Source organism: Megasphaera hominis, assembly GCF_014269395.1.
In the GTDB taxonomy this organism is placed as follows: Bacteria; Bacillota; Negativicutes; order Veillonellales; family Megasphaeraceae; genus Megasphaera; species Megasphaera hominis.
Genome location: NZ_JACOGK010000014.1, coordinates 38,121 through 58,300 on the forward strand (window position 1 = coordinate 38,121; position 20,180 = coordinate 58,300).

Here is a 20,180-nt window from a genome sequence, read left to right on the forward strand (position 1 = left end):
GACACCTCGTGATACCGCAATTATACGTTATCTCTCCATCAGTGTCAATACTTATAAGTTTAGACACCATGCATAAAAAGCATAGGCTATGTTTGTCTTTCCTTCTTGTGTCTATCTATGATGCGGACAAGAGTACATCATGATACTCCTGCTCCTGCTTTCTTATCTGGTCTATGTTCAAAAGAAAGACAACAAAACAATACAGGGAAAGTATTAGCGGAAAGTCTCAATCAATCAAAGGGGCCATACGGGGGCTGTACGCATGAAAACGGAACACTGTAAGGGCGCACGGATTTTTTGCATATTTTTGAATTTAGGATGTACAACGGTAGTGCCTTTTATTATAGTGGTGTAGTTTTTTGTCTTACAACCAATTATCTCATAATGATATAGACAGATACAAAAAACATCGCTCTAAAATCGTTTCTAAGCCATTTTTATTTAATATCACATGTAATTTATCGTGGAACACATAAAAACACCTTACAGACGATTTTAGGAAGAAAATAGAAAAAATGATGTTGAAATACACTTGTCTGCCAAAAAACTGAAATATTCTAAAACCTTGAGGGGGTAGTGAACGAAAGTTCATATGGGTTCAAGTCCCATCAACCGCACCAAAACAGAAACCGGAATCCGGATAGGGATTTCGGTTTTTTCTACATTTTGGAAAATAGATAATTGAATACCCGTTGACAAGCAGCCATGGCAGATGTATAATGCAGATGTAAGGCAACAACAGATAATTGAATACCCGTTTTAAACCAAGGAGGTAACGCATATGACACAGACAGAAGCACAAAGAAAAATCGATACTATTGCCAAACGTTTCAAACAGAATAAAGAAGACCAGGTCAAGTTCGTCTTTGCCTCGTCTATCCTGATTCTGGCAGACACGGAATTTTTCAAGGAATGGATCAATCGGACAGCCGATGCACGGATCCTGGAAAAGGCATACAAGGAAAAAGGCCTCTTTACGGGAGAACAGCGGCGCTTCCTCTTTCGGGACTGCCTGAAGAGCGCCTACGTGGGCGGCGCCTTTGAACTCTACGAGCTGTACCTGGCCTTTGCCGACGATCTGGAACCACTGAAGGAAATCGTCGCAGCCTATACGGAACCTACGCGGCGCTCCAAGACCTTCAGCCCCGGCCTCAATGAACTGGCCCTGCGCATTCTGGGCCGGGCCAGTAGCGGTGCTGGGGACTTCGTCGAATATTGCTGCGGCGACGCTACGGCCCTGAGCGACGCCTATATGCGCGGTCTGGCCCAGCACTATTACGGCCAGGACAGGGACGATTTCAAGACAGACATCATTGCCGCCTTGAAACGAAAAGCCCTGCACGCAGAAGACGCCATGACCATCACCAACGGCGACGTCCTCACGGAACCGGCCTGCCTGGGAGCCCATGACCTGATCTTTGCCAGCTTCCCCCTGGGCAGTCTGCGCCATCAGTCGGACGGCCTGCCTGCAGGCACGCACTATACGGGCATTCTGGACGCAACGGACGCAGAAAAAAAGGGCTTGGGCACGGAATGGAAATTCGTCCATATCCTCCTCAATTCCCTCAGCGAAAAAGGCAAAGCCGTCGCCATTATGAGCGCCAGCCTGCTCGCCTCTGAAGAGGACGCGCCCATCAGACAGCGCCTCATAGAAGACGGCAAAATAGAAACGGTCATTCTCTTTGGCAATGACGTCTTCACGACGAGCCGCACGGCCGTCGCCATGGTCGTCTTCAGCAACGGCAACCAGACGCCGCGCATCCTCGATACGCGTGACACGATGCTGACCAAGACCCGCAGCCAGGAAATCTCTCTCAGGGCTATTGGAGACATAGAAAGCCGTTATCAGGACATGTGGCATGCAACAAGACACTGCCAGATGCCGACAAAAATGGAACTGGCAGAACACGCGTACAGCCTCAGTTTCCCGGACTACATAGACCCCCTGCAGTCCGTACCGGCAGAAGCGAAAATGCCCTTGGGCAGCTTGGCCGACATTACACGCGGCATTAGCGTAAAACGCATCAACGTAGACAAAGACCAGGCCAATTGCTACCTCGTACGCGTACTCCATATCAGCGATGGTCACGTCCGGGTCGGCCTCAGAGCCTGCGAGGACCTGAAAAAACCCTATCCCATCATGCCCGGCGACGTCCTCCTGGCCGGCCGGGGCACCCAAATCAAAGCCGCCCTTGTCGAAAAAGAATACGACCTGCCCGTCCTGGCCGACAACAATGTCCTCGTCATCAGGCCTCAATCCCCACGCCTGAACAGCACCTACCTCACAGCCCTATTGAACAGCCGCCTGGGCAGGGAACTCATGCAGACCCTGCAAGTCGGAGGCGACGCCGTACTGAGCATTTCCCCGGGCAAACTGCGGAAACTGGTCATCCCCGTCCCCGACCGGGACATACAAGAAAAAATGGCCGCTGAATACACTGCCGCTGATAAAGAAGTACAAGCAGCGCGGGCCCAGCTATGGGAAAAACTACATGAACGGGATCAGATCATTTCCAACTATATTGAAATCGAGTGAAAAGGAGACGAATACTATGAACGAAAATGAAAAACGTAGAATGGAAGACGCCTTATTCCTGGCAGTAGCCGCCTACATCGAAGCCAAAGAACGACCGGAAAGTCAAACGTCCATCGACATTCGCTATATCGCACTCAAGGACACCTTTGCCGATGTCAACGCCTATCGCAAGAGATGCTGGGAAGAACAACAAAAACGTGGAGCCGGGCAATCCGTATAGTGAGGGAGCCTGGCGATACGATGATCAATTCCTGGACAGAAGCCCTCTGGCAGCGCCTTTGCTGCCAGAGGGCTTTTAGCGTATGCACGTAAAGCAATGATGTACACGCAGCCTTCTCTATTTCGCATAGATATATTGAAGTATTATAGGATATATACTATACTGAAAAGCAACGTCCCAGCCTTTATTTTACGAGGCCGGGTTTCTCAGAAGGAGCGGTTTATATGGACAAAAAAATATTGCTGATCAACGATATGCCAGGCTATGGCAAAGTTGCATTGCCTGCTATGGTGCCGATTTTGACACACATGAAATATGAAGTATTCAGCCTGCCTACGGCCTTGGTTTCTAATACGCTGGATTACGGTAAATTTGCCATTTTGGAAACGACAGACTATATGAAACAAGCCATCGGCGTATGGCAGCAACTGGGCTTTTCCTTTTCGGCCATCGTGACGGGCTTTATCTTTTCCCGAGCCCAGGCCGATGTCGTAGCAGCCTTGTGCAAAGAACAAAAGCAGCACGGCGTGCAGGTCTTTATGGACCCCATCATGGGCGATGAAGGCCGCCTCTACAATGGCGTAGGCGAAGAGACGATTACGTACCTACGGGACTTGGCAGGCCTGGCAGATTATATCATGCCTAACTATACGGAAGCCGCCTTTTTGGCCGGTATGCCTTGCCGCCACGATAGCATCAGTGAAGACGAAGCGCGGCAGCTCATGGATGCGCTGCGCCAGGTATGCCCTAAATCGATACTCATTACGAGTGTACATACAGCAGGGTCTTATGCGGTTTTGGGCTATGATCACAGCCGCAATACGTATTTCCAGCTGCCGTATACGCATATTCCCGTCCGTTTCCCCGGTACAGGCGATATCTTTTCGGCTATTTTGGCCGGTCAGGTCCTGCAGGGACATGATTTGGAAGCCGCAGCCTTTTCGGCTATGCAGAGTGTAGGCAGCCTGATCACAGCCAATCAGGATACGACAAACGTTATTCCCGGCATTCCTGTAGAACAGTGCCTGAATCTGGTCCAGGAAATTAGTAACATCTGAGCAAAGTACTTTCCCTTTGCCCTATATATGGTACAATAGTAAAAGCTAGGAGATGAGAATAATGGTCAATACCTTGCGGATTAAACGTATCTATGAAGCACCTGCTGCAGACGATGGCATACGTATTCTCGTAGACCGTCTCTGGCCCCGGGGCATGTCCAAGGAAAAGGCACATTTGCACGAGTGGGCCAAGGACATTGCGCCTTCGCCGGATTTGCGTACGTGGTTCGGCCACAAGCCTGAGCGGTATGAAGAATTCAGCCGCCTCTATATGGCAGAATTGGATATGAGTCCGGCTGCGGCAGATTTTGCCGACCGCTGCCGGGAAAATCTGGAACACGGTAATGTCACCCTTGTCTATGCTGCCAAGGACACGGCCCACAGTCATGCCTTAGTCCTGCAGCACTGGCTGGAGCCGCTGCTCGCCAAGTAATGGTTTTGCTTGCGGGCTGTGGCAATATGGTTAAGGAGGAATTATTGTATTTATGAGTGAATTGAAGACTTCTGTCTTTTCGAACAGCCTGCTATGGTTTGGCGCCGGTATTTCCATTGCCGAAATCCTGACGGGCATGCTGTTGGCACCCTTAGGCTTTGGCAAGGGCCTGCTGGCCATTCTCATTGGCCACGTCATTGGCGGCGTCGTCATGTTTGGCGCCGGCCTCATCGGTGCCCGGACAGGCCGTAGTGCCATGGGGACTGTAGAAATTTCCTTTGGCCGTCATGGCGCCAAGCTCTTTGCCGGCTTGAACGTCATCCAGCTCATTGGCTGGACTGCCGTTATGATTGCCAGCGCTGCCGCTGCTGCCGATACCCTGGCCGGTATGGGCATGTCCGTGTGGAGCGTGATTATCGGCGCCTTTATCGCCCTTTGGATTATCTTGGGCCTGAAGAACCTGGGCAAGGTGAACATCGTCGTCATTGCCGCCCTCTTTCTCTTGACGCTCGTCCTAAGCGGCGTCATCTTTATGGGCCAGAGCGTGCCCCAGGCCGCCGGCGATATGACCATCGGTGCGGCTATCGAGCTGACTGTCGCCATGCCGCTTTCGTGGCTGCCGGTCATTTCTGACTACACGTGCGTTGCCGCCAAGCCTGTGAAGGCGACGGCTGCCAGCTGCCTGGCCTATTTCGTTGCCAGCTCGTGGATGTTCATCATCGGTATGGGTGCAGCCCTTTATACAGGACAGGACGATATTGCTACGATTATGCTGCAGGCCGGTATGGGCCTCATCGGCATTCTCATCGTCCTCTTATCGACGGTGACGACGACCTTCCTCGATGCCTTTTCGGCCGGCGTCAGCGGCAAGAGCCTCTTGCCGGGCCTTTCGGAAAAAGCCCTGGCACTCATTGCCTGCGTTGGCGGCGTAATCCTGGCTATTGCTGTGGATGCCAATAGCTTCCAGGATTTCCTTTATTTTATCGGTTCTGTCTTTGCGCCCATGACGGCGATCCTCCTTTCGGATTATTTCATCCTGCGGCAGGATCACAGTCATCAGCCGGTGTATTGGACAAACCTCATTCTCTGGCTGGCCGGGTTTGCCCTTTACCGGGCGCTCCTGGATGTGCAGACGCCGTGGGGGATTACCTTCCCGGTTATCGTCTTTGTCATGCTGGCCAGTGCCGTGATCCACAAGCTGCTGCCTCAGAAGCACGCAGCCGGTCTCTAAAACAAGAAAACACGCGTTGCCCTCGCAGGCGGCGCGTGTTTTTTATATATGGAAAAGCCCGGATGCCATGGCGTCCGGGCTGAAACAAGGAGGTTATTGAATTTCAATGGTGCCGGCCTGTTCCTGCGGCTGCGGGTCTTTCTTCGGCAGGCCAATCTTCAGAACGCCATTGCGGAATGCGGCTTTGATGCCGGAGGCGTCTATATTGTGAATGACAAACTGACGCTGGAACGCCGTGTTCATGCGTTCACGGCATACGTAGTTGGTCTGTTGCTGCTGATCATCTTTTTTGTCTTCGTGCTGTGCAGAAATGGTCAGGACGTCCTGATCATACGAAACGTGAATATCTTCTTTCAAAACACCGGGCAGATCGGTCGTTACGATGTAGGCTGTACCTGTGTCTTCAATATCGCATTTCGGCATGGTCATCTGTGCTGTACCGGAGAAGAACCCGTCATTAAAGAAATCATCAAATACGCTGGGAATAGCAAAATCATGGTGCAATACCGGAAATAAGTCTCTCATAAAAATACCCTCTTTCAACTTTTTTTTGTAATGCCTGAGATCTTTAGTATGGGTCTTAGCATTGCTTTAATTTGTTCTTTTGACCTTTCTCTGTAATCCTCTTCCTGATTACAGCTATATTATAGCCCCTGTTAGCCACCATGTCAAGTGAGTGCTAAGAAAAAAAGTCAAAAAGACAAAAAATAAATCGGAATACCTATGAAATACGGTATTCCGATTGGCAATGGAGCGGCCTGGCCAACAGGCACCAGGCCGGTCAGAGGCTGCGATAATAGCGCAGGGTCTGCTGCAGGCCGTCTGTGAGACCGGTCCGGGGCTGCCACGTCAGGAGCTCCCGGGCCTTGGCGCGGCTGAGACAGGAGCGGTGGATATCACCGGGCCGGCTGTCTTCGTAGCGGATGCCGGCGTGGGCATGGGTCAGGCTTTGCATGAGCTGGGCCAGCTGGTTGAGGCTGCATTCGCTGCCACTGCTGATATTGATGGTTTCGTTGTCGCCATGCGTTAAGGCAGCGACGTTGGCAGCGGCGATATCGCAGACGGAAATGAAATCCCGCGTCTGCGTCCCGTCACCGAAGATCGTCAGGCCTTTATTTTGGATGAGGTTTTCGGCAAATTTGTAAATAACGCCGCCTTCGCCGCTGGCACCCTGGCGGGGGCCGTAGACGTTGCTGTAGCGGAGAATGGTGTAGCTTAGGCCGTGCAGCTTTTGGAAGAGGCGGATATATTGTTCACCTGTCCATTTGCTGAGGCCGTAAAAACTGTCCGGCGCCGGTATTTCCTTTTCCGAAAGGGGCAGTCTGGCGTTGCTGCCATAAATCGCGGCTGACGACGAGAAGATGAGTTTTCGCACGCCTGTCTGGCAGGCGCATTCGAGGATGTGAATGAGGCCGAGAATATTTTCGTCGGCATCAAAGCCGGGCGATTCCAGCGAGAGCGGCACCTGCGTCTGGGCCGCTTCGTGGTAGACGGCGTCGAAGTGATGAGACGCAAAAAGCGGATATCGCCTTCGACAAATTCTGCCTCTGCAGGAACAAATTCCTTTTTGCCGCAGTAGAGGTTATCGAGGACGGTTACGCTATGGCCGTCCCGGATGAGGGCTTCGGCGATATGGGAGCCGATGAAACCGGCACCGCCGGTAACGAGGATCTTCATGCGCGGCCACCGTCCTTATTTTGTAAAATCGACCAGATCGCTACGTCACCAGGTAGCGTCAGCTGGTCCGGTATCAGGCCGTGGGTCAGATAGTAGTCAGTAATGGGTTCATTATCGCGCTTCGTATCGACGATGATGACGTTGTCCTTTTGGGCCAGGACATCTTCAATGGCAATGAGGGGCATGACGTTTTTGGCGTTCCAATCCAGTTCGCCAGGCTTCATGTCTTCCAGCTTGTCTGCCGGCACGGCTTGGTAGATCTTTTTGCCGCTATAGAAGACAGCACCGGTACTATAATCCCGGTAATAGCAGATAATGACGTTATCTGTATTCATCTTGTCCAGGGCCTGGCCGATTTCCTTGCCGGACTGGTGCAGCATAACCGGCGGGGCGACGAAGAAGGCTAAGAGGACATAGACGATGCCGGCTGACCAGGCAGCCTTTTTAAAATGAAAATGCCAATGCCGGAACATGCCAGCCGTAAGAATGGAGAGAGAAAACAGCATGGGATACGTGTAGGTCGTGTATTTCGTGGCAATGAGAGAGAAAACAACGAACACGACGAGGGCGTAAACGGATAGGAGTACAGCACACGTATCGCTGCGCGTAAACGGCGGCGTATGGCTCTTCTTGTACTTCCACAGGGCGTAGGGCCAGGTGAAGCTCCACGGTGCAAAGCCAATGAAGAAAACCAATATATAAAAGTACCACACGTTTTTACTGGCGTGTTCCGGTACAGTGGCACGGAGAAAATTGTGGACGCCAAAGAAATTCATGAGAAAATCATGACCATGCAGGTTGTACATGGCGACGTACCACGAGCCGCCAATCACCAGGAAGAGCAGCAGGCCCGACAGCAAATGGACGTGCAGCAGTTCCTTCAGGTTATGGCGCAGGGCGAGGAAAATGAGTGCTGTAAGGCCCGGCAAGGCCAGGCCGATGGGGCCTTTGGTGAGGACCGCCAAGGCGGCAAAGACGTAGCAAAGCCAATACCAGCGGCGGTTTTCCGTATAGCCCAGGTAGAAAAAAGCGACGACGGCACTTTGGAATAAAAAGAGCGTCGCGTCCGTAATGACGGCCTTGGAAAGAAGCCAGCCTTCAATACTGGTCATATAGATGATGGCAGCGGCCATACCGAGGCGGCGGCCGTAGACGCGGGCGGCGAACCAGTACGTAAAGAGGACGCTCAGCGTGCCCATAATGGCGGCGGGAAAGCGGGCGGCAAATTCGTTGAAGCCGAAGACGGCAAAGGATGCGGCCAGCTCCCAATAGTAGAAAATGGGCTTATCGTACCAGTAGTGTCCATAAATCTGAGGCGAAACCCAGTTGCCGGAAAGAACCATTTCCTTGGCTGTCAAGGCGTAATTCGATTCGGCCGAGTCCGTAATGGCCAGGAAGTTGTTAGCGGCCAGAAAGAGGACCAGGGCACACAGCGTGAGCAGCACGTAGGGATGGCGCTTAAGATATTGAATAGATTGCATGAAAATACCTTCCTTCCGAGTGATGGCAACAGTATACCATTCAGTTTTTACGGAAAGACTAATGGAGTATAAAGAAATATTAAACAGATAGGCCTTTGGTTGAAGGAAGCGCCGTTCTTGTATTAAGATAAAGGAAAGGAGGTATGTCATGACTATTAAAAGACGTTTAATCATATCCTATATACTGGTCTTTGTCGTACCGATTATGATGACGGCCTTTTTGTTCCTCTTTTCTGCCGGCGGCTTGTGGCTCTTTACGCAGAGCGGCAATCACGTGTTTGTCGAGAGCCCGACGCAGTTCAACCGGGCGACGGAAGCCGTCCATCACGTTGTCTTTCGCTCTATCCGGGCCGGCCAGACGGACCCGTCAGGGTACACGTGGGTCATTGAAATGTTTTCACCCCAGCAGAGCTACGTCATTCTCAAAGAGGATAACCAGACCTATTATGAATACGGCAATGGCAAGCTGGCCAGCCGCATAAAGAACATTCCGGCCTATGTCCAGGACCGGGGCCTGACGGAAAGCAATCGCGATACGTATGTCCGCTCAGAAGACGGCCAATATTATTATTATGAAAAGCAGAATATTGACGGCCACGTCTACAGTCTCTATTTCCTCAGCCAGGAAATGCCTCATGGCACGGATGAAGCTGTCGAGCGCGCAACACGGGGGACGATCATTGCGATTATCCTGTCCTTCTTTATCCTCCTGGCCCTGACTATTTACCTCCTGACCCACTTTGTCTTGCGCTATATGCAGCGGGCCCTCGATTTACTGCAGCTCGGGTCGACCCACGTTCGCGAAGGCGATTTGCGGGGCCATCTCTATTATCCCCACGATGATGAAGTAAAGCCCGTAGTGGAAGCCTTCAACATGATGACGAAGGAACTGAACCAATCGCTGCAGGAACGGCAGCAGGCTGAAGAAAACCGCAAGGAACTCATTGCCAACATGTCTCACGATATCCGCACGCCTTTGACGGCAATCCGGGCGTACGTAGAAGGTCTCATGGACAATGTGGCCAATACACCGGAAAAGCAGGAACGCTATTTGAAGGTGATTCAGAAAAAGGCGGCCGATATGGACCGTATGATCAACCAGCTTTTCCTTTTTTCCAAGATTGAACTGGGTGAACGGGCCCTGCCTATGGAAGAGATGGACCTGAACCGCGTCGTAGCCGAGATTGTCTACGAAAATGAAGACGGCTGGCAGCGCGACGGCGCCGTCGTGACCCTGTCCCAGAGCGGTGGAACCTTGCCGGTTATGGGAAATGCTGAATTATGGCAACGGATTATTACCAATTTGGTGTCAAATAGTATAAAATATAAAACAGACAGTATTGTACAGATTCAAATTAACACGGCTAAGGCAGATGGGCGTATTTCTCTCGTCGTTGCCGACGACGGCCCGGGTGTGGCCCCGGACGTATTGCCGCGGCTGAAGGAACTCTTTTATCGTACAGATAAGGCGCGCAGCCGCACCGGTGACGGCAGCGGCCTGGGCCTGGCTATCGTCGCCAGGGCGGTCGAACTCATGGGCGGCACGCTCACGTTCTGCCTGGTAGAGCCCCACGGCCTGTGTGCCTGCTTGGAACTGCCTGAAAAAAAGGAGGAGGAACCCCATGAATGAACGTATATTAATCGTAGAAGATGATCAGGATATTGCCTTTATTGAAAAGGACTATTTGGAAATGAATGGCTATCAGGTTCACATCGCATCTGATGGCAATGAAGGCCTGCAGGAAGGCCTGAGCGGCAAATATCAGCTGATCCTGCTCGATGTCATGCTGCCGGGCATGGACGGTTTTGAAATCTGCCGGCGCCTGCGGGATAAGGTGGACGTGCCGATCATGATGGTTACGGCCAAACGGGAGGATATCGATAAGATCCGCGGCCTGGGCTTTGGTGCCGACGCGTACATTGAAAAGCCTTTTTCGCCCAGCGTCTTTGTGGCCCGCGTCAAATCCCAGCTGGCCCAGTACCAGCGCCTGAAGGGCAACGATACGCGGCGGAGCAAACGAATTACGATCGGCAATATTTCGCTCGATCCCGATACGCATCGCGTTACTGTCAGCGGTAAGGAAAAGCTGCTGCCTAATAAGGAATTTCAGGTCCTCGAATTTCTCATGCTCAATGCCGACATGGTTTTCAGTAAGGAGGCCATTTATGATAAAATCTGGGGCATGGATTCCCTGGGCAATACGGCGACTGTGCCGGTTCATATCAACCGCCTGCGTGAAGCCATTGAAAAGGATCCCAACAAACCACGTCATTTGCTGACCATTTGGGGGGTAGGCTATAAATTTAAGCCTTAGGGCCTGGGCAATAATATGATATAATAGGGGAAATATACAATCATGGGGGTGGTTATATGGAACTGGAAATGGAATTTATCCGTAAATTGCCGTCACCGCAGGAGCTGCGGGAAGATCACCCGGTGCCGTCTGCTGTGTATGAGATCAAGCAGCGGCGGGACCAGGAAATACGGCGCATCCTGACGGGGGAAGATGGGCGCTTTTTGCTTATCATCGGTCCCTGCTCGGCGGATAATGAAGCGACTGTCCTCGAATATGCGCGGCGCCTGGCACGGGTACAGGAAGAGGTAAAAGACACGCTCTATATTATCCCGCGGGTCTACACGAATAAGCCCCGTACCATCGGTGTGGGCTACAAGGGCATGCTCCACCAGCCCGATCCGGAGGGACGGGAAGATATGCTGGCCGGTATTTTGGCAATCCGGGACATGCACGTACGGGTCATTGCCGAAACGGGCTTTACCTGTGCCGAAGAAATCCTTTACCCGGAAATCCACCGCTATTTGTCGGATCTCCTTTCGTATGCCGCCATCGGTGCCCGCTCGGTCGAAGACCAGCTGCACCGCATGATTGCCAGCGGCGTCGGTATTCCTGTAGGCATGAAAAATCCCACGTCCGGTGACATTTCGGTCATGCTCAATTCCATTGCTGCGGCGCAGCATGAACAGCAATTCCTTTTCCGCGGCTGGGAAGTGCGGACCAAGGGCAATCCCCTGGCCCATGCCATCCTGCGCGGCTACGTCGACCAGTTTGGCAAAAGCCTGCCCAATTACCATTACGAAGACCTGCAGCGCCTCTTTGAGGCCTATGGCCAGCGTGACCTGGCCAACCCGGCGGTCATTGTCGACGTCAATCATGCCAATTCGGGCAAGAAGTATTTGGAACAGATCCGCATTGCCAACGATGTCCTCTACAGCCGCCATATGAACGGCGATATCCGCCGCATGGTCAAAGGGCTGATGATCGAAAGTTATTTGGAAGACGGCAGCCAGGATGTGAGCGGCGGCGTCTTCGGCAAGTCCATTACCGATCCCTGTCTGGGCTGGGAAAAGACGGAAGCCTTGCTCTTGGAGCTGGCTGACCGTGTCGAAATGTAGAAAATAGCAGGAGGGGTATGTATGCTGAAACAGGTTTCACTTTTTACGGCGAATACGAACGGCGCCTTGAGCCAGGTTACGAATGTACTGGCCCAGGCGGGTATTAATATTTTTACGATGATTGCCAGTGATAGTGCAGAATTTGGCATTGTCCGCCTCATCGTGGACGACGCAGAAAAGGCACAGGATAAATTGACGGCAGCCGGCTACCAATGCCGTATTGACCGCGTCCTTGCCGTAGACATGGCCTCAGATGAACCGGGGACGCTGGATCGGATTTTAAACAGCCTCCACCAGGCCAACGTCTTTATCAAGTATTGTTACATTTCCTTTGACCGTACCAGTGCGTCGCCGATTGCCGTCATCAAGACGGACGAACCGGAAACGGAGACCTTTTTGCGGGGCAAGGGTTATCACCTGCTCGACCGTTTCTAAGCAAGGAGTTATTTTATGGAAACCATCTATGCCATCTTGTTGGCAATTCTTGTGATTCTCAGTTCGATTTATTATTTTCGCGAATTTCTCATTGGCTTGCTGCACATGTCGCGCCATCGCCGGGAAGCCCTGCCGGTCCAGTCGGACCAGGTCGGTAACCCCGTGGGCACATGCGGCAAAAAGGTCCTGACGGTCTACTTTTCCTGGGGCGGCAATACGCGCAAGACGGCCTTTCGCGTGCACGATCTGGCCGGCGGCGATATTGCCGAAATCAGAGTAGCCCGGACCTATCCCGATGATTACAAAGGAACGACCAACCGGGCGCAGGAAGAAAAAATCCAGCGCCAGCGGCCGGACCTGCAGCCCTTTGCTGCCGTCCCGGCTGATTACGACATCCTGCTCTTGGGCTATCCCCTTTGGTGGGGCACAGTGCCCATGGCTGTGCGCACGTTTTTAGAAAGCCACCATTTAGACGGCAAGGTTATTTGTCCCTTTGCTACCAGTGGCGGCGGTACGATGGAAGACAGTGTAGAAGACCTGCGCCTGAGTGCCCCTGAAGCAGACGTACAGGACGGACAAATGCTGAACCGCCTTTGCCATTTGAAGCCGTGGCTGAAACGGAACGGGTTGCTCCTATGATAGAAATGACACTGATGCTGGGCCTGTGGGGCGTAATCAACCTGGTGACCTTTGCCATCTATGGCTTGGACAAATACAAGGCCAGACACCATAAATGGCGTATTTCCGAAGCAACACTCCTGCTGTTGGCCGCCGTTGGCGGCAGTGCCGGCGCCTTAGTCGCCATGCAGGTATTTCGTCACAAAACGCAGCACTTAAAATTTAAACTGGGCGTACCGGCCCTGCTTGTATTGCAGCTGGCCTGTCTGTACGTTTGGGGGAAATAGACGTTTCTATATTATGCGTAGAATAGAAAAAGGTGATTGATGTGACACAGGGACAGGAACTTTTCTTTACCATGATTCAAGAAGCCATAGATGCTGTTACAGACGGAGTTGTTATTGTCGACGGCACGTCACGGATCATCTACTTGAATGAGGCGTATACACGTATTCTCGACGTGAAAAAAGAAAAGGTCATGCATCGCCTGCTCACGGAAATCGAACCTGGTGCTATGATTCTCGATACATTAGCTGACCACAAGCCTCGTTTGCGGCAATTTGTAGAAGTAAAATCGCGAGGCAAGAAAATCATGGTCAACATTACCCCTATTTTTCGAAATCAAATATTTCTTGGGGCTGTATCCGTTTTTAAGGATATTACAGAAATTACCTTGGCTCAGCGGGAACTAGAACGGTCCCGCAGACTTAGCCATTCCATTTTTAAGGCTATTTCCAACGATGAAAAGATTTTGCCGCCTGAGTTTTCTCATATTATTGGAGAAGACCCGTGTTTCGTGCGCAGTCTGAAAATGGCAGAGATTGTTGCGCCTACAGATGCCACGGTTCTTATTGAAGGGGAAAGCGGTACTGGCAAAGAAGTATTTGTTCAGGCTATCCGCAGTCTGAGCGGTAAGCGCAGTAAACCTTTCGTGAGTATGAACTGCTCGGCCATTCCGGAAACCCTTATTGAGAGTGAACTTTTTGGTTACGAGGCTGGTTCGTTCACAGGTGCGGCCCGTGGTGGTAAGCCGGGGAAGTTCGAACTGGCTGACGGTGGTACTATTTTTCTGGATGAAATAGGGGAAATGCCTCTTTTTATGCAATCTAAGCTATTGCGTGTCCTTCAGTCGGGAGAAATCCAAAAGATTGGTTCGGACCGGGTGAAGAAAGTAAATGTCCGGGTTATTGCAGCGACTAACCGAAATCTAAAGAAGATGGTAGAAACAGGAAACTTCAGGGAAGACCTTTATTTCCGCTTAAATACCTTTAAGATTTTGATTCCGCCTTTACGGCAGCGCAAGGAAGATATCATGCTCTTGGCAGAATATTTTCTGCAAAAGTTTGCCGCAAAATATCATAAAACCCTTTCCTTTAGTCCGGGGGCAGCACTCGTACTGCAAGAAAATCCTTGGCTGGGCAATGTGAGACAATTGGAAAGCTGCATTGAATATGCCGTCATCATGGCGACAAAATCACATATTGAAGCGGACGATCTGCCAGAAGAATATCGGCATGCAGCAGTTGCCACGCCGGCGTCCGAGGTACCGGTAGCGGAACTTGCTGTACCACTGGCACCCATAGAGGAAGAGTTCGGGTTAAAGAAGGATATTCAGCAGGTAGAAAAAGAGAAAATGCGTGAGGCACTCGTGGCAACGCAAGGTAATAAAACCAGAGCAATGAAATTATTGGGGATCAGCCGCAGAACTTTTTACAAAAAATATAAACTTTATGGATTTACCGATTAAATGTATACAAAGTAGATAATAATTGTTTACCCTGTATACAATAGTGTTTACTTTGGATATGCAGGCACGTACTGTACCACCTCTCAGGTGTAGTACAGTACGTGCTTTTTTTAACAAACTATGCCTGATTTTGCCACCTTTTGCCCCTTTTGTGATGTAGAAGAATATATGGCATAAAAATTTCATATATATTTGTGAATAGCACAAAGGTATTTGAATAATACCATCAAATCATTTACATCCAAAGAAAAGAGGTATCGTTATGAAAACTATTCGAATTGGTGGTGGCCAGGGTTTTTGGGGCGATTTAAGTGATGCGCCGATTACAATGGCCAGGGAAGATAATGTAGACTACATTTGCTGCGATTATTTGGCAGAGCTGACACTGTCTATTATGCGCCGGCAACAGGAAAAACATCCGGAAGCAGGTTATGCCCGTGACTTTATCACAGCACTCAAAGGCATGTTGCCGTATATTTCTAAAAAAGGTACCAAAGTAATTACCAACGCCGGCGGTATGAACGTGAAAGCTTGCGTTGAAAAGGTCAAGGAAGTCATCAAAGAAGGCGGCTATCACTTGAAAGTCGGCTATGTACTGGGTGATGATGTACGTGAATTAATTCCCCAACTTCGGGAAAAAGGGATCACCATGAAACACATGGATACAGGGGAAGACATCGACCGTATCCTGCCGAACATGGTAAATGCCAATGTATACTATGGCGTAGAACCGATTGTAAAATGCCTGCAGGATGGCGCTGATATTATTATCCTCGGCCGTTCTACCGATACGGCTATGTTTGAAGCACCGCTCATTTATGAATTTGGTTGGAAGCTTGATGATTGGACAGCTAAAGCTACAGGTATCCTGGCCGGTCATCTTTGCGAATGCGGCGCTCAGGCTACAGGCGGTAATTATGACTATGATTGGGAACACGTTCCCAGCCCGGAAAATCTCGGCTATCCTATTGCTGAAATTAGCGAAAAAGGCAGCCTGGTTCTCACAAAAACGAAAAATACGGGCGGCCTGGTTACTCCGCAATCTGTTAAAGAACAGCTCTTGTATGAAATCCATGATCCCTCTAAATATATTACACCTGATGTCGTTGCCGATTTCAGCAAAATCACATTGGAAGAAATCGAACGCGATCACGTCGCTGTTCGAGGCGTAACAGGTACACCGGCTCCGGATACGCTCAAGCTGTGCGTAGGCTATCTCGAAGGCTATCGCAACATTGCCTACTTGCCGTATTCCTGGCCGCGCGCTCTGGACAAAGCCAAGATGGCAGCGGATATCCTCGACAAGAGACTGGCAATGAAGAATGCTAAGATCATCCGCAAGAATATCAGCTATCTCGGCGTCAACGCTTTGCATGGCCCGCTGGCTCCGGAACTGGATGCTGACCTCAACGAAGTAGTTCTCCGTTATGCCATCATGACTGAAACCAAGGCCGAAGGCTTGAAACTGACACCGGAAGTAGCTGCTGTCAGCAATCTGAATGGACCTGCTCAGGGGTGCTTCTTTGGCGGCCGTACACGTCCGAGCGAAGTGTTTGCTCTCTGGCCGACGCTGATTCCGCGTGATGCCATTACTATTACGACGTATGTTGAGGAGGTCTAAGATCATGAAAGTACAGTTAAAAGATATTGCACACGGCCGTTGCGGCGATAAAAGTGATACATCCAATATTTGCATTTATGCCCGTGAACCAAAATACTATAAAGCGATGGAAAAACAGCTCACTGCAGAACGTGTACGCCGTCATTTTGAAGGACTCGTCTTCGGCGACGTAACCCGCTATGATGTGCCTCAGCTCGATGGTTTCAATTTTGTTATGCACCATGCTCTCGATGGCGGCGCTACGCGTTCGCTCCGTCTCGATACGTTGGGTAAATGCATGGAAGCAGCTTTGCTGCGCATGGAAATTGAAGTGGACGACGAAGACTAAGGAGGCGCATTCATATGTCTAAACCGTTACAGGGGATCCGTGTTCTCGACCTGACACGTGTGCTGTCCGGTCCGTATTGCACTATGCTTCTGGCCGATATGGGTGCAGAAGTCATTAAAATCGAAACACCAAAGGGTGATGATAGCCGTGCCTATCCTCCTTTTGACAAGGGGATCAGCGCCTACTATGCCAACCTGAACCGTAATAAAAAGAGCATTAAATTGGATTTGCATGATGAAAAAGCCAAAGAAGTACTGCGGGAACTGATCAAGATCTCCGACGTTTTCGTAGAAAACTTTAAACCGGGCACGATTGCTAAGATGGGTTTTTCCTATGAAGCGGTCAAAGCATTGAACCCGAACATCATCTTTGCCTCTATTTCCGGTTTTGGTCAGACTGGCCCGTATCGTCTTCTGCCGGGCTATGATGTCATTGCCCAGGCTCTGAGCGGCATGATGAGTGTTACTGGCTGGCCTGATTCACCTCCTACCCGTACAGGAACGGCAATCGGCGACGTGCTGGGCGGCCTCAACTGCTGCATCGGCATCCTCGCTGCCTTGCAGGGACGCAATACGCAGCATCACGGCGAATACGTCGATGTAGGCCTTGTCGATTGCTCCGTCAGCGCTATGGAAACGATTACGGAAATCTACATGGTAGAAGGCCGTATTCCCCAGCGTGCAGGCAATCGCTATGAATTTATTTATCCCTACGATTCCTTCGAAGCTTCGGATAAATGGATCGTCATCGGTGTAGGCAATGACGCCATTTGGAAACGCTTCTGCGAAGCGACGGAACATGATGATTGGTTCAATGATCCCCGCTTTACCCTGAATAAGGACAGAGCCAACCAGAAGGACGAATTGAATGCCATGGTTACGGGCTGGACCAAACAGCACACGGCTGCCGAAATCATTACACTCTTGCGTGCTCATGGTGTGCCTTGTGCACCCATCCATGATGTAGCTGACGTCGTTAAAGACGAACATATTGCCAAAGCGCGTCAGATGATTTGCGAAATCGATCATCCGATTGAAGGAAAGATGCGTGTTACGGGCAATCCTGTCAAGATGATCGAAGCCGATCCCTATACGTATGCAAAAGCACCAGTACTGGGTAGAGATACGGCTGAAGTATTAACGGGTTTGCTGCATATGGATGATAATGACGTTGCCTATTTCACAAAAGAATAAACTACTGACTAACGTTCAAATTTACCACGGTTCTGCTGTGCTCTCCCTTTTGGGGAGAGCAGCAGTAATCGGGATAAGGAGGAACTAACAATGTTAGCAATTGTTGGGCTTATTACCATCCTCTTGGTCTTAACGCTCATTATGACCAAGAAATTGTCTACTATGTCAGCATTGATTGCCATTCCTATTCTGGCTTGCCTGTTCTTGGGCCAGGCTGGTGATTTAGGTAAGTTCATGCTGGCTGGTATTAAAAATGTAGCACCTACAGGCGCTATGTTTATCTTTGCTGTCTTGTTCTTTACCATCATGGGGGATGCCGGCGTTTTTGAACGCATTGTTAATAAGATTATCGGTGTTGTCGGTTCGGATCCCATTAAAGTATGCGTAGGGACTTTTGTTATTACCATGTTTTGCCATCTTGACGGATCTGGGGCTGCAACTTTCCTGATCGTTATTCCGGCTATGCTGCCTATTTTTGATAAACTGAAAATGGATCGTAGGATCCTGGCTACTATTGTAGCTCTTGGCGCCGGGACAATGAATATGTTGCCTTGGGGCGGTCCAACACTGCGTGCGGCAACAGCACTGGATGTGCCGGTTATGGAGTTATTCAATCCTATGATGTTGCCACAGATTTGTGGCCTTATTGCTGGGATTGCCATTGCAGTCATGTTCGGGATTAAAGAAAAACGCCGTTTAGGTGTATCTTTAGCCGAAATAAGTGTGGCGCCAATGGTATTATCTGAAGAAGAACAGGCTTTGCGTCGTCCAAAATTGTTTTGGTTCAATCTAGTTCTCATCATTGCTACGGTTGCCGTTATGGTTGAAGGCAGTCTGCCACCTGTTGGTTGTTTTATGGCCGCATTGGTTATCATGCTCATGGTCAACTATCCTGATGTAAAATTGCAGGGGAAATTAATTGATGCGCATGCTAAAGAAGCTCTCATGATGGCAAGCGTCCTTTTTGCTGCCGGTATCTTTACTGGTATCATGAAAGGGTCGGGTATGATCGATGCCATGGCTAAAGGCCTGGTTGCTATTATGCCAGATGCACTTGCACCACACTTTGCGGTTATTATCGGTGTTATTTCTATGCCTGCCAGCTTACTCTTTGACCCGGATAGTTTCTATTTTGCTGTACTTCCGGTTCTGGCACAGGCTGCAAATGCCGTTGGCTTAGCGGGTATTGATTTGGGACGTGCTGCTATTTGTGGTGAAATGACCTTAGGTTTCCCCATTTCTCCCTTGACGCCAGCTACATTTCTTTTGATTGGCTTGGCCGGCATCGACTTAGGCGATCACCAGAAACACACCTTCTTCTGGGCTTGGCTCGTGTCTTTAGTCGTTTTGATTGCAGCCATTCTTGTGGGAACTATTCCTTTATAAGATCAAAAAGCGCTGTATGGTTCTTATGAATTAATTCATGAGAGGCACGGCGCTTTTTGTATTTTATTGAAGTAAAATACGCTCAAAATGGAATCAATGCAGACCCATCACAGATGTACTGTATTCAATGGCAGGCGAGTTTTATGCTTTCGTACGTGGTTTGTAACCATTCCTATACATATCCGGCAAAAAAGATTGCAAACTGATATGTATGCGCTGTCTGCAAGGAACTGTCTTGCAGACAGCTTTTTTTACAAGTCTATTCAAAACTTTTTGAAATAGAGAATTACTTCTTAAAATAACAAATAACAATTCCACAGTGATATCTATAATAAACGTTAATAATACTTGAAACTTAAGATGATAATTTCATATGTTTACGAATTTTAAAAATATAGTAAAAATTATTGACAAAATGAGTCCAAATGATTTAGAATATATGCATAACAAAACATTGGGTAATGAGGCCCGGTTTGAGCTGTCATGGATAGTTCCGACTGGGCCTTTCGCATACCCCGTGTGATGTACTTCTTAGAAAGGAAGTGAAGGAAATGCGAGTTTTACTTACAGCTATACCTTTTATCTGGTCTGTTATCTGTCTGCCCTTCGTGAATATCTCACATCCCTTTATCTTGGGCTTGCCTTTTGTAGCCTTTTGGGAACTCTTTGGGATTCTCGTTGCCGTAGCAGCGCTGCATTTTTTGTGGAAAATAGACCATCGTCCTGGCGGTATCGCCACGAAGGATCACTTATATATGGATCCGTCTGTCAAAAAGGAAGATATACGTTAAGCGTATAGAAAGG

The 20,180-nt window shown here is 49.8% G+C and carries 19 protein-coding genes and 1 pseudogene; 17 read left to right on the forward strand and 3 right to left on the reverse strand.

What is annotated here, in order from left to right:
- Positions 1–781: 781 nt before the first annotated feature.
- The 5 genes from H8J70_RS06000 to cytX all read left to right on the forward strand — a co-directional run bounded on the left by H8J70_RS06000 (position 782) and on the right by cytX (position 5,478).
- Positions 782–2,536: an N-6 DNA methylase gene (locus tag H8J70_RS06000; RefSeq protein ID WP_186502954.1), complete on the forward strand. Its 1,755-nt coding sequence runs from the start codon at positions 782–784 to the stop codon at positions 2,534–2,536.
- Positions 2,537–2,552: 16 nt separating this feature from the next.
- Positions 2,553–2,756 (forward strand): hypothetical protein, encoded by a 204-nt coding sequence (locus H8J70_RS06005; RefSeq protein WP_186502955.1) that lies wholly within the window; start codon positions 2,553–2,555, stop codon positions 2,754–2,756.
- A 224-nt stretch (positions 2,757–2,980) separates the two neighbouring features.
- Positions 2,981–3,814 (forward strand): PfkB family carbohydrate kinase, encoded by an 834-nt coding sequence (locus H8J70_RS06010; protein WP_186502956.1) that lies wholly within the window; start codon positions 2,981–2,983, stop codon positions 3,812–3,814.
- A gap of 61 nt (positions 3,815–3,875) precedes the next feature.
- On the forward strand, positions 3,876–4,247 hold the full coding sequence (locus H8J70_RS06015) for a DUF488 domain-containing protein (protein WP_186502957.1): 372 nt from the start codon (positions 3,876–3,878) through the stop codon (positions 4,245–4,247).
- 52 nt (positions 4,248–4,299) lie between these two features.
- Positions 4,300–5,478, forward strand: coding sequence for a putative hydroxymethylpyrimidine transporter CytX (gene cytX, locus H8J70_RS06020; RefSeq protein ID WP_186502958.1), 1,179 nt, complete (start codon positions 4,300–4,302; stop codon positions 5,476–5,478).
- A gap of 93 nt (positions 5,479–5,571) precedes the next feature.
- Here the strand turns inward: cytX and H8J70_RS06025 are convergent, their stop codons facing one another.
- From H8J70_RS06025 to H8J70_RS06035, 3 genes and pseudogenes are all read right to left on the reverse strand, one after another.
- Positions 5,572–6,003, reverse strand: coding sequence for an Hsp20/alpha crystallin family protein (locus tag H8J70_RS06025; protein WP_186502959.1), 432 nt, complete (start codon positions 6,001–6,003; stop codon positions 5,572–5,574).
- A gap of 256 nt (positions 6,004–6,259) precedes the next feature.
- Positions 6,260–7,155: pseudogene (locus H8J70_RS06030) on the reverse strand (NAD-dependent epimerase/dehydratase family protein).
- The gene (locus H8J70_RS06035) at positions 7,152–8,636 is read right to left on the reverse strand and encodes an ArnT family glycosyltransferase (RefSeq protein ID WP_222433602.1); all 1,485 of its coding nucleotides are present in this window, start codon (positions 8,634–8,636) and stop codon (positions 7,152–7,154) included. The pseudogene H8J70_RS06030 and the gene H8J70_RS06035 overlap by 4 nt, the downstream one beginning before the upstream one ends.
- A 148-nt stretch (positions 8,637–8,784) precedes the next feature.
- Here H8J70_RS06035 and H8J70_RS06040 point away from each other — a divergent pair, with 148 nt between their 5' ends.
- The 12 genes from H8J70_RS06040 to H8J70_RS06095 all read left to right on the forward strand — a co-directional run bounded on the left by H8J70_RS06040 (position 8,785) and on the right by H8J70_RS06095 (position 20,167).
- Positions 8,785–10,266, forward strand: coding sequence for a sensor histidine kinase (locus H8J70_RS06040; RefSeq protein ID WP_186502960.1), 1,482 nt, complete (start codon positions 8,785–8,787; stop codon positions 10,264–10,266).
- Positions 10,259–10,951 carry a response regulator transcription factor gene (locus tag H8J70_RS06045; RefSeq protein WP_186502961.1) on the forward strand — a complete coding sequence of 231 codons (693 nt, stop codon included), beginning with the start codon at positions 10,259–10,261 and terminating at the stop codon, positions 10,949–10,951. The genes H8J70_RS06040 and H8J70_RS06045 overlap by 8 nt, the downstream gene beginning before the upstream one ends.
- A 56-nt stretch (positions 10,952–11,007) precedes the next feature.
- Positions 11,008–12,048 carry a 3-deoxy-7-phosphoheptulonate synthase gene (locus H8J70_RS06050; protein ID WP_186502962.1) on the forward strand — a complete coding sequence of 347 codons (1,041 nt, stop codon included), beginning with the start codon at positions 11,008–11,010 and terminating at the stop codon, positions 12,046–12,048.
- A gap of 21 nt (positions 12,049–12,069) precedes the next feature.
- Positions 12,070–12,483, forward strand: coding sequence for an amino acid-binding protein (locus H8J70_RS06055; RefSeq protein WP_186502963.1), 414 nt, complete (start codon positions 12,070–12,072; stop codon positions 12,481–12,483).
- 15 nt (positions 12,484–12,498) lie between these two features.
- Positions 12,499–13,122, forward strand: coding sequence for a flavodoxin (locus tag H8J70_RS06060; protein ID WP_186502964.1), 624 nt, complete (start codon positions 12,499–12,501; stop codon positions 13,120–13,122).
- Positions 13,119–13,388, forward strand: a complete 270-nt coding sequence (locus H8J70_RS06065; protein ID WP_246415286.1) for a DUF1294 domain-containing protein — start codon at positions 13,119–13,121, stop codon at positions 13,386–13,388. Before H8J70_RS06060 ends, H8J70_RS06065 begins: the two co-directional genes overlap by 4 nt.
- Before the next feature lie 71 nt (positions 13,389–13,459).
- Positions 13,460–14,848, forward strand: coding sequence for a sigma-54 interaction domain-containing protein (locus H8J70_RS06070; protein ID WP_222433603.1), 1,389 nt, complete (start codon positions 13,460–13,462; stop codon positions 14,846–14,848).
- Positions 14,849–15,110: 262 nt separating this feature from the next.
- Positions 15,111–16,469 (forward strand): acyclic terpene utilization AtuA family protein, encoded by a 1,359-nt coding sequence (locus H8J70_RS06075; RefSeq protein WP_186502966.1) that lies wholly within the window; start codon positions 15,111–15,113, stop codon positions 16,467–16,469.
- Between the two features lie 4 nt (positions 16,470–16,473).
- Positions 16,474–16,797 carry an AtuA-related protein gene (locus tag H8J70_RS06080; RefSeq protein WP_222433604.1) on the forward strand — a complete coding sequence of 108 codons (324 nt, stop codon included), beginning with the start codon at positions 16,474–16,476 and terminating at the stop codon, positions 16,795–16,797.
- A 14-nt stretch (positions 16,798–16,811) separates the two neighbouring features.
- On the forward strand, positions 16,812–17,990 hold the full coding sequence (locus H8J70_RS06085) for a CaiB/BaiF CoA transferase family protein (protein ID WP_186502967.1): 1,179 nt from the start codon (positions 16,812–16,814) through the stop codon (positions 17,988–17,990).
- 90 nt (positions 17,991–18,080) lie between these two features.
- Positions 18,081–19,376, forward strand: a complete 1,296-nt coding sequence (locus H8J70_RS06090; protein WP_186502968.1) for a CitMHS family transporter — start codon at positions 18,081–18,083, stop codon at positions 19,374–19,376.
- Between the two features lie 551 nt (positions 19,377–19,927).
- Positions 19,928–20,167: a DUF3311 domain-containing protein gene (locus H8J70_RS06095; RefSeq protein ID WP_186502969.1), complete on the forward strand. Its 240-nt coding sequence runs from the start codon at positions 19,928–19,930 to the stop codon at positions 20,165–20,167.
- Positions 20,168–20,180 lie beyond the last annotated feature (13 nt).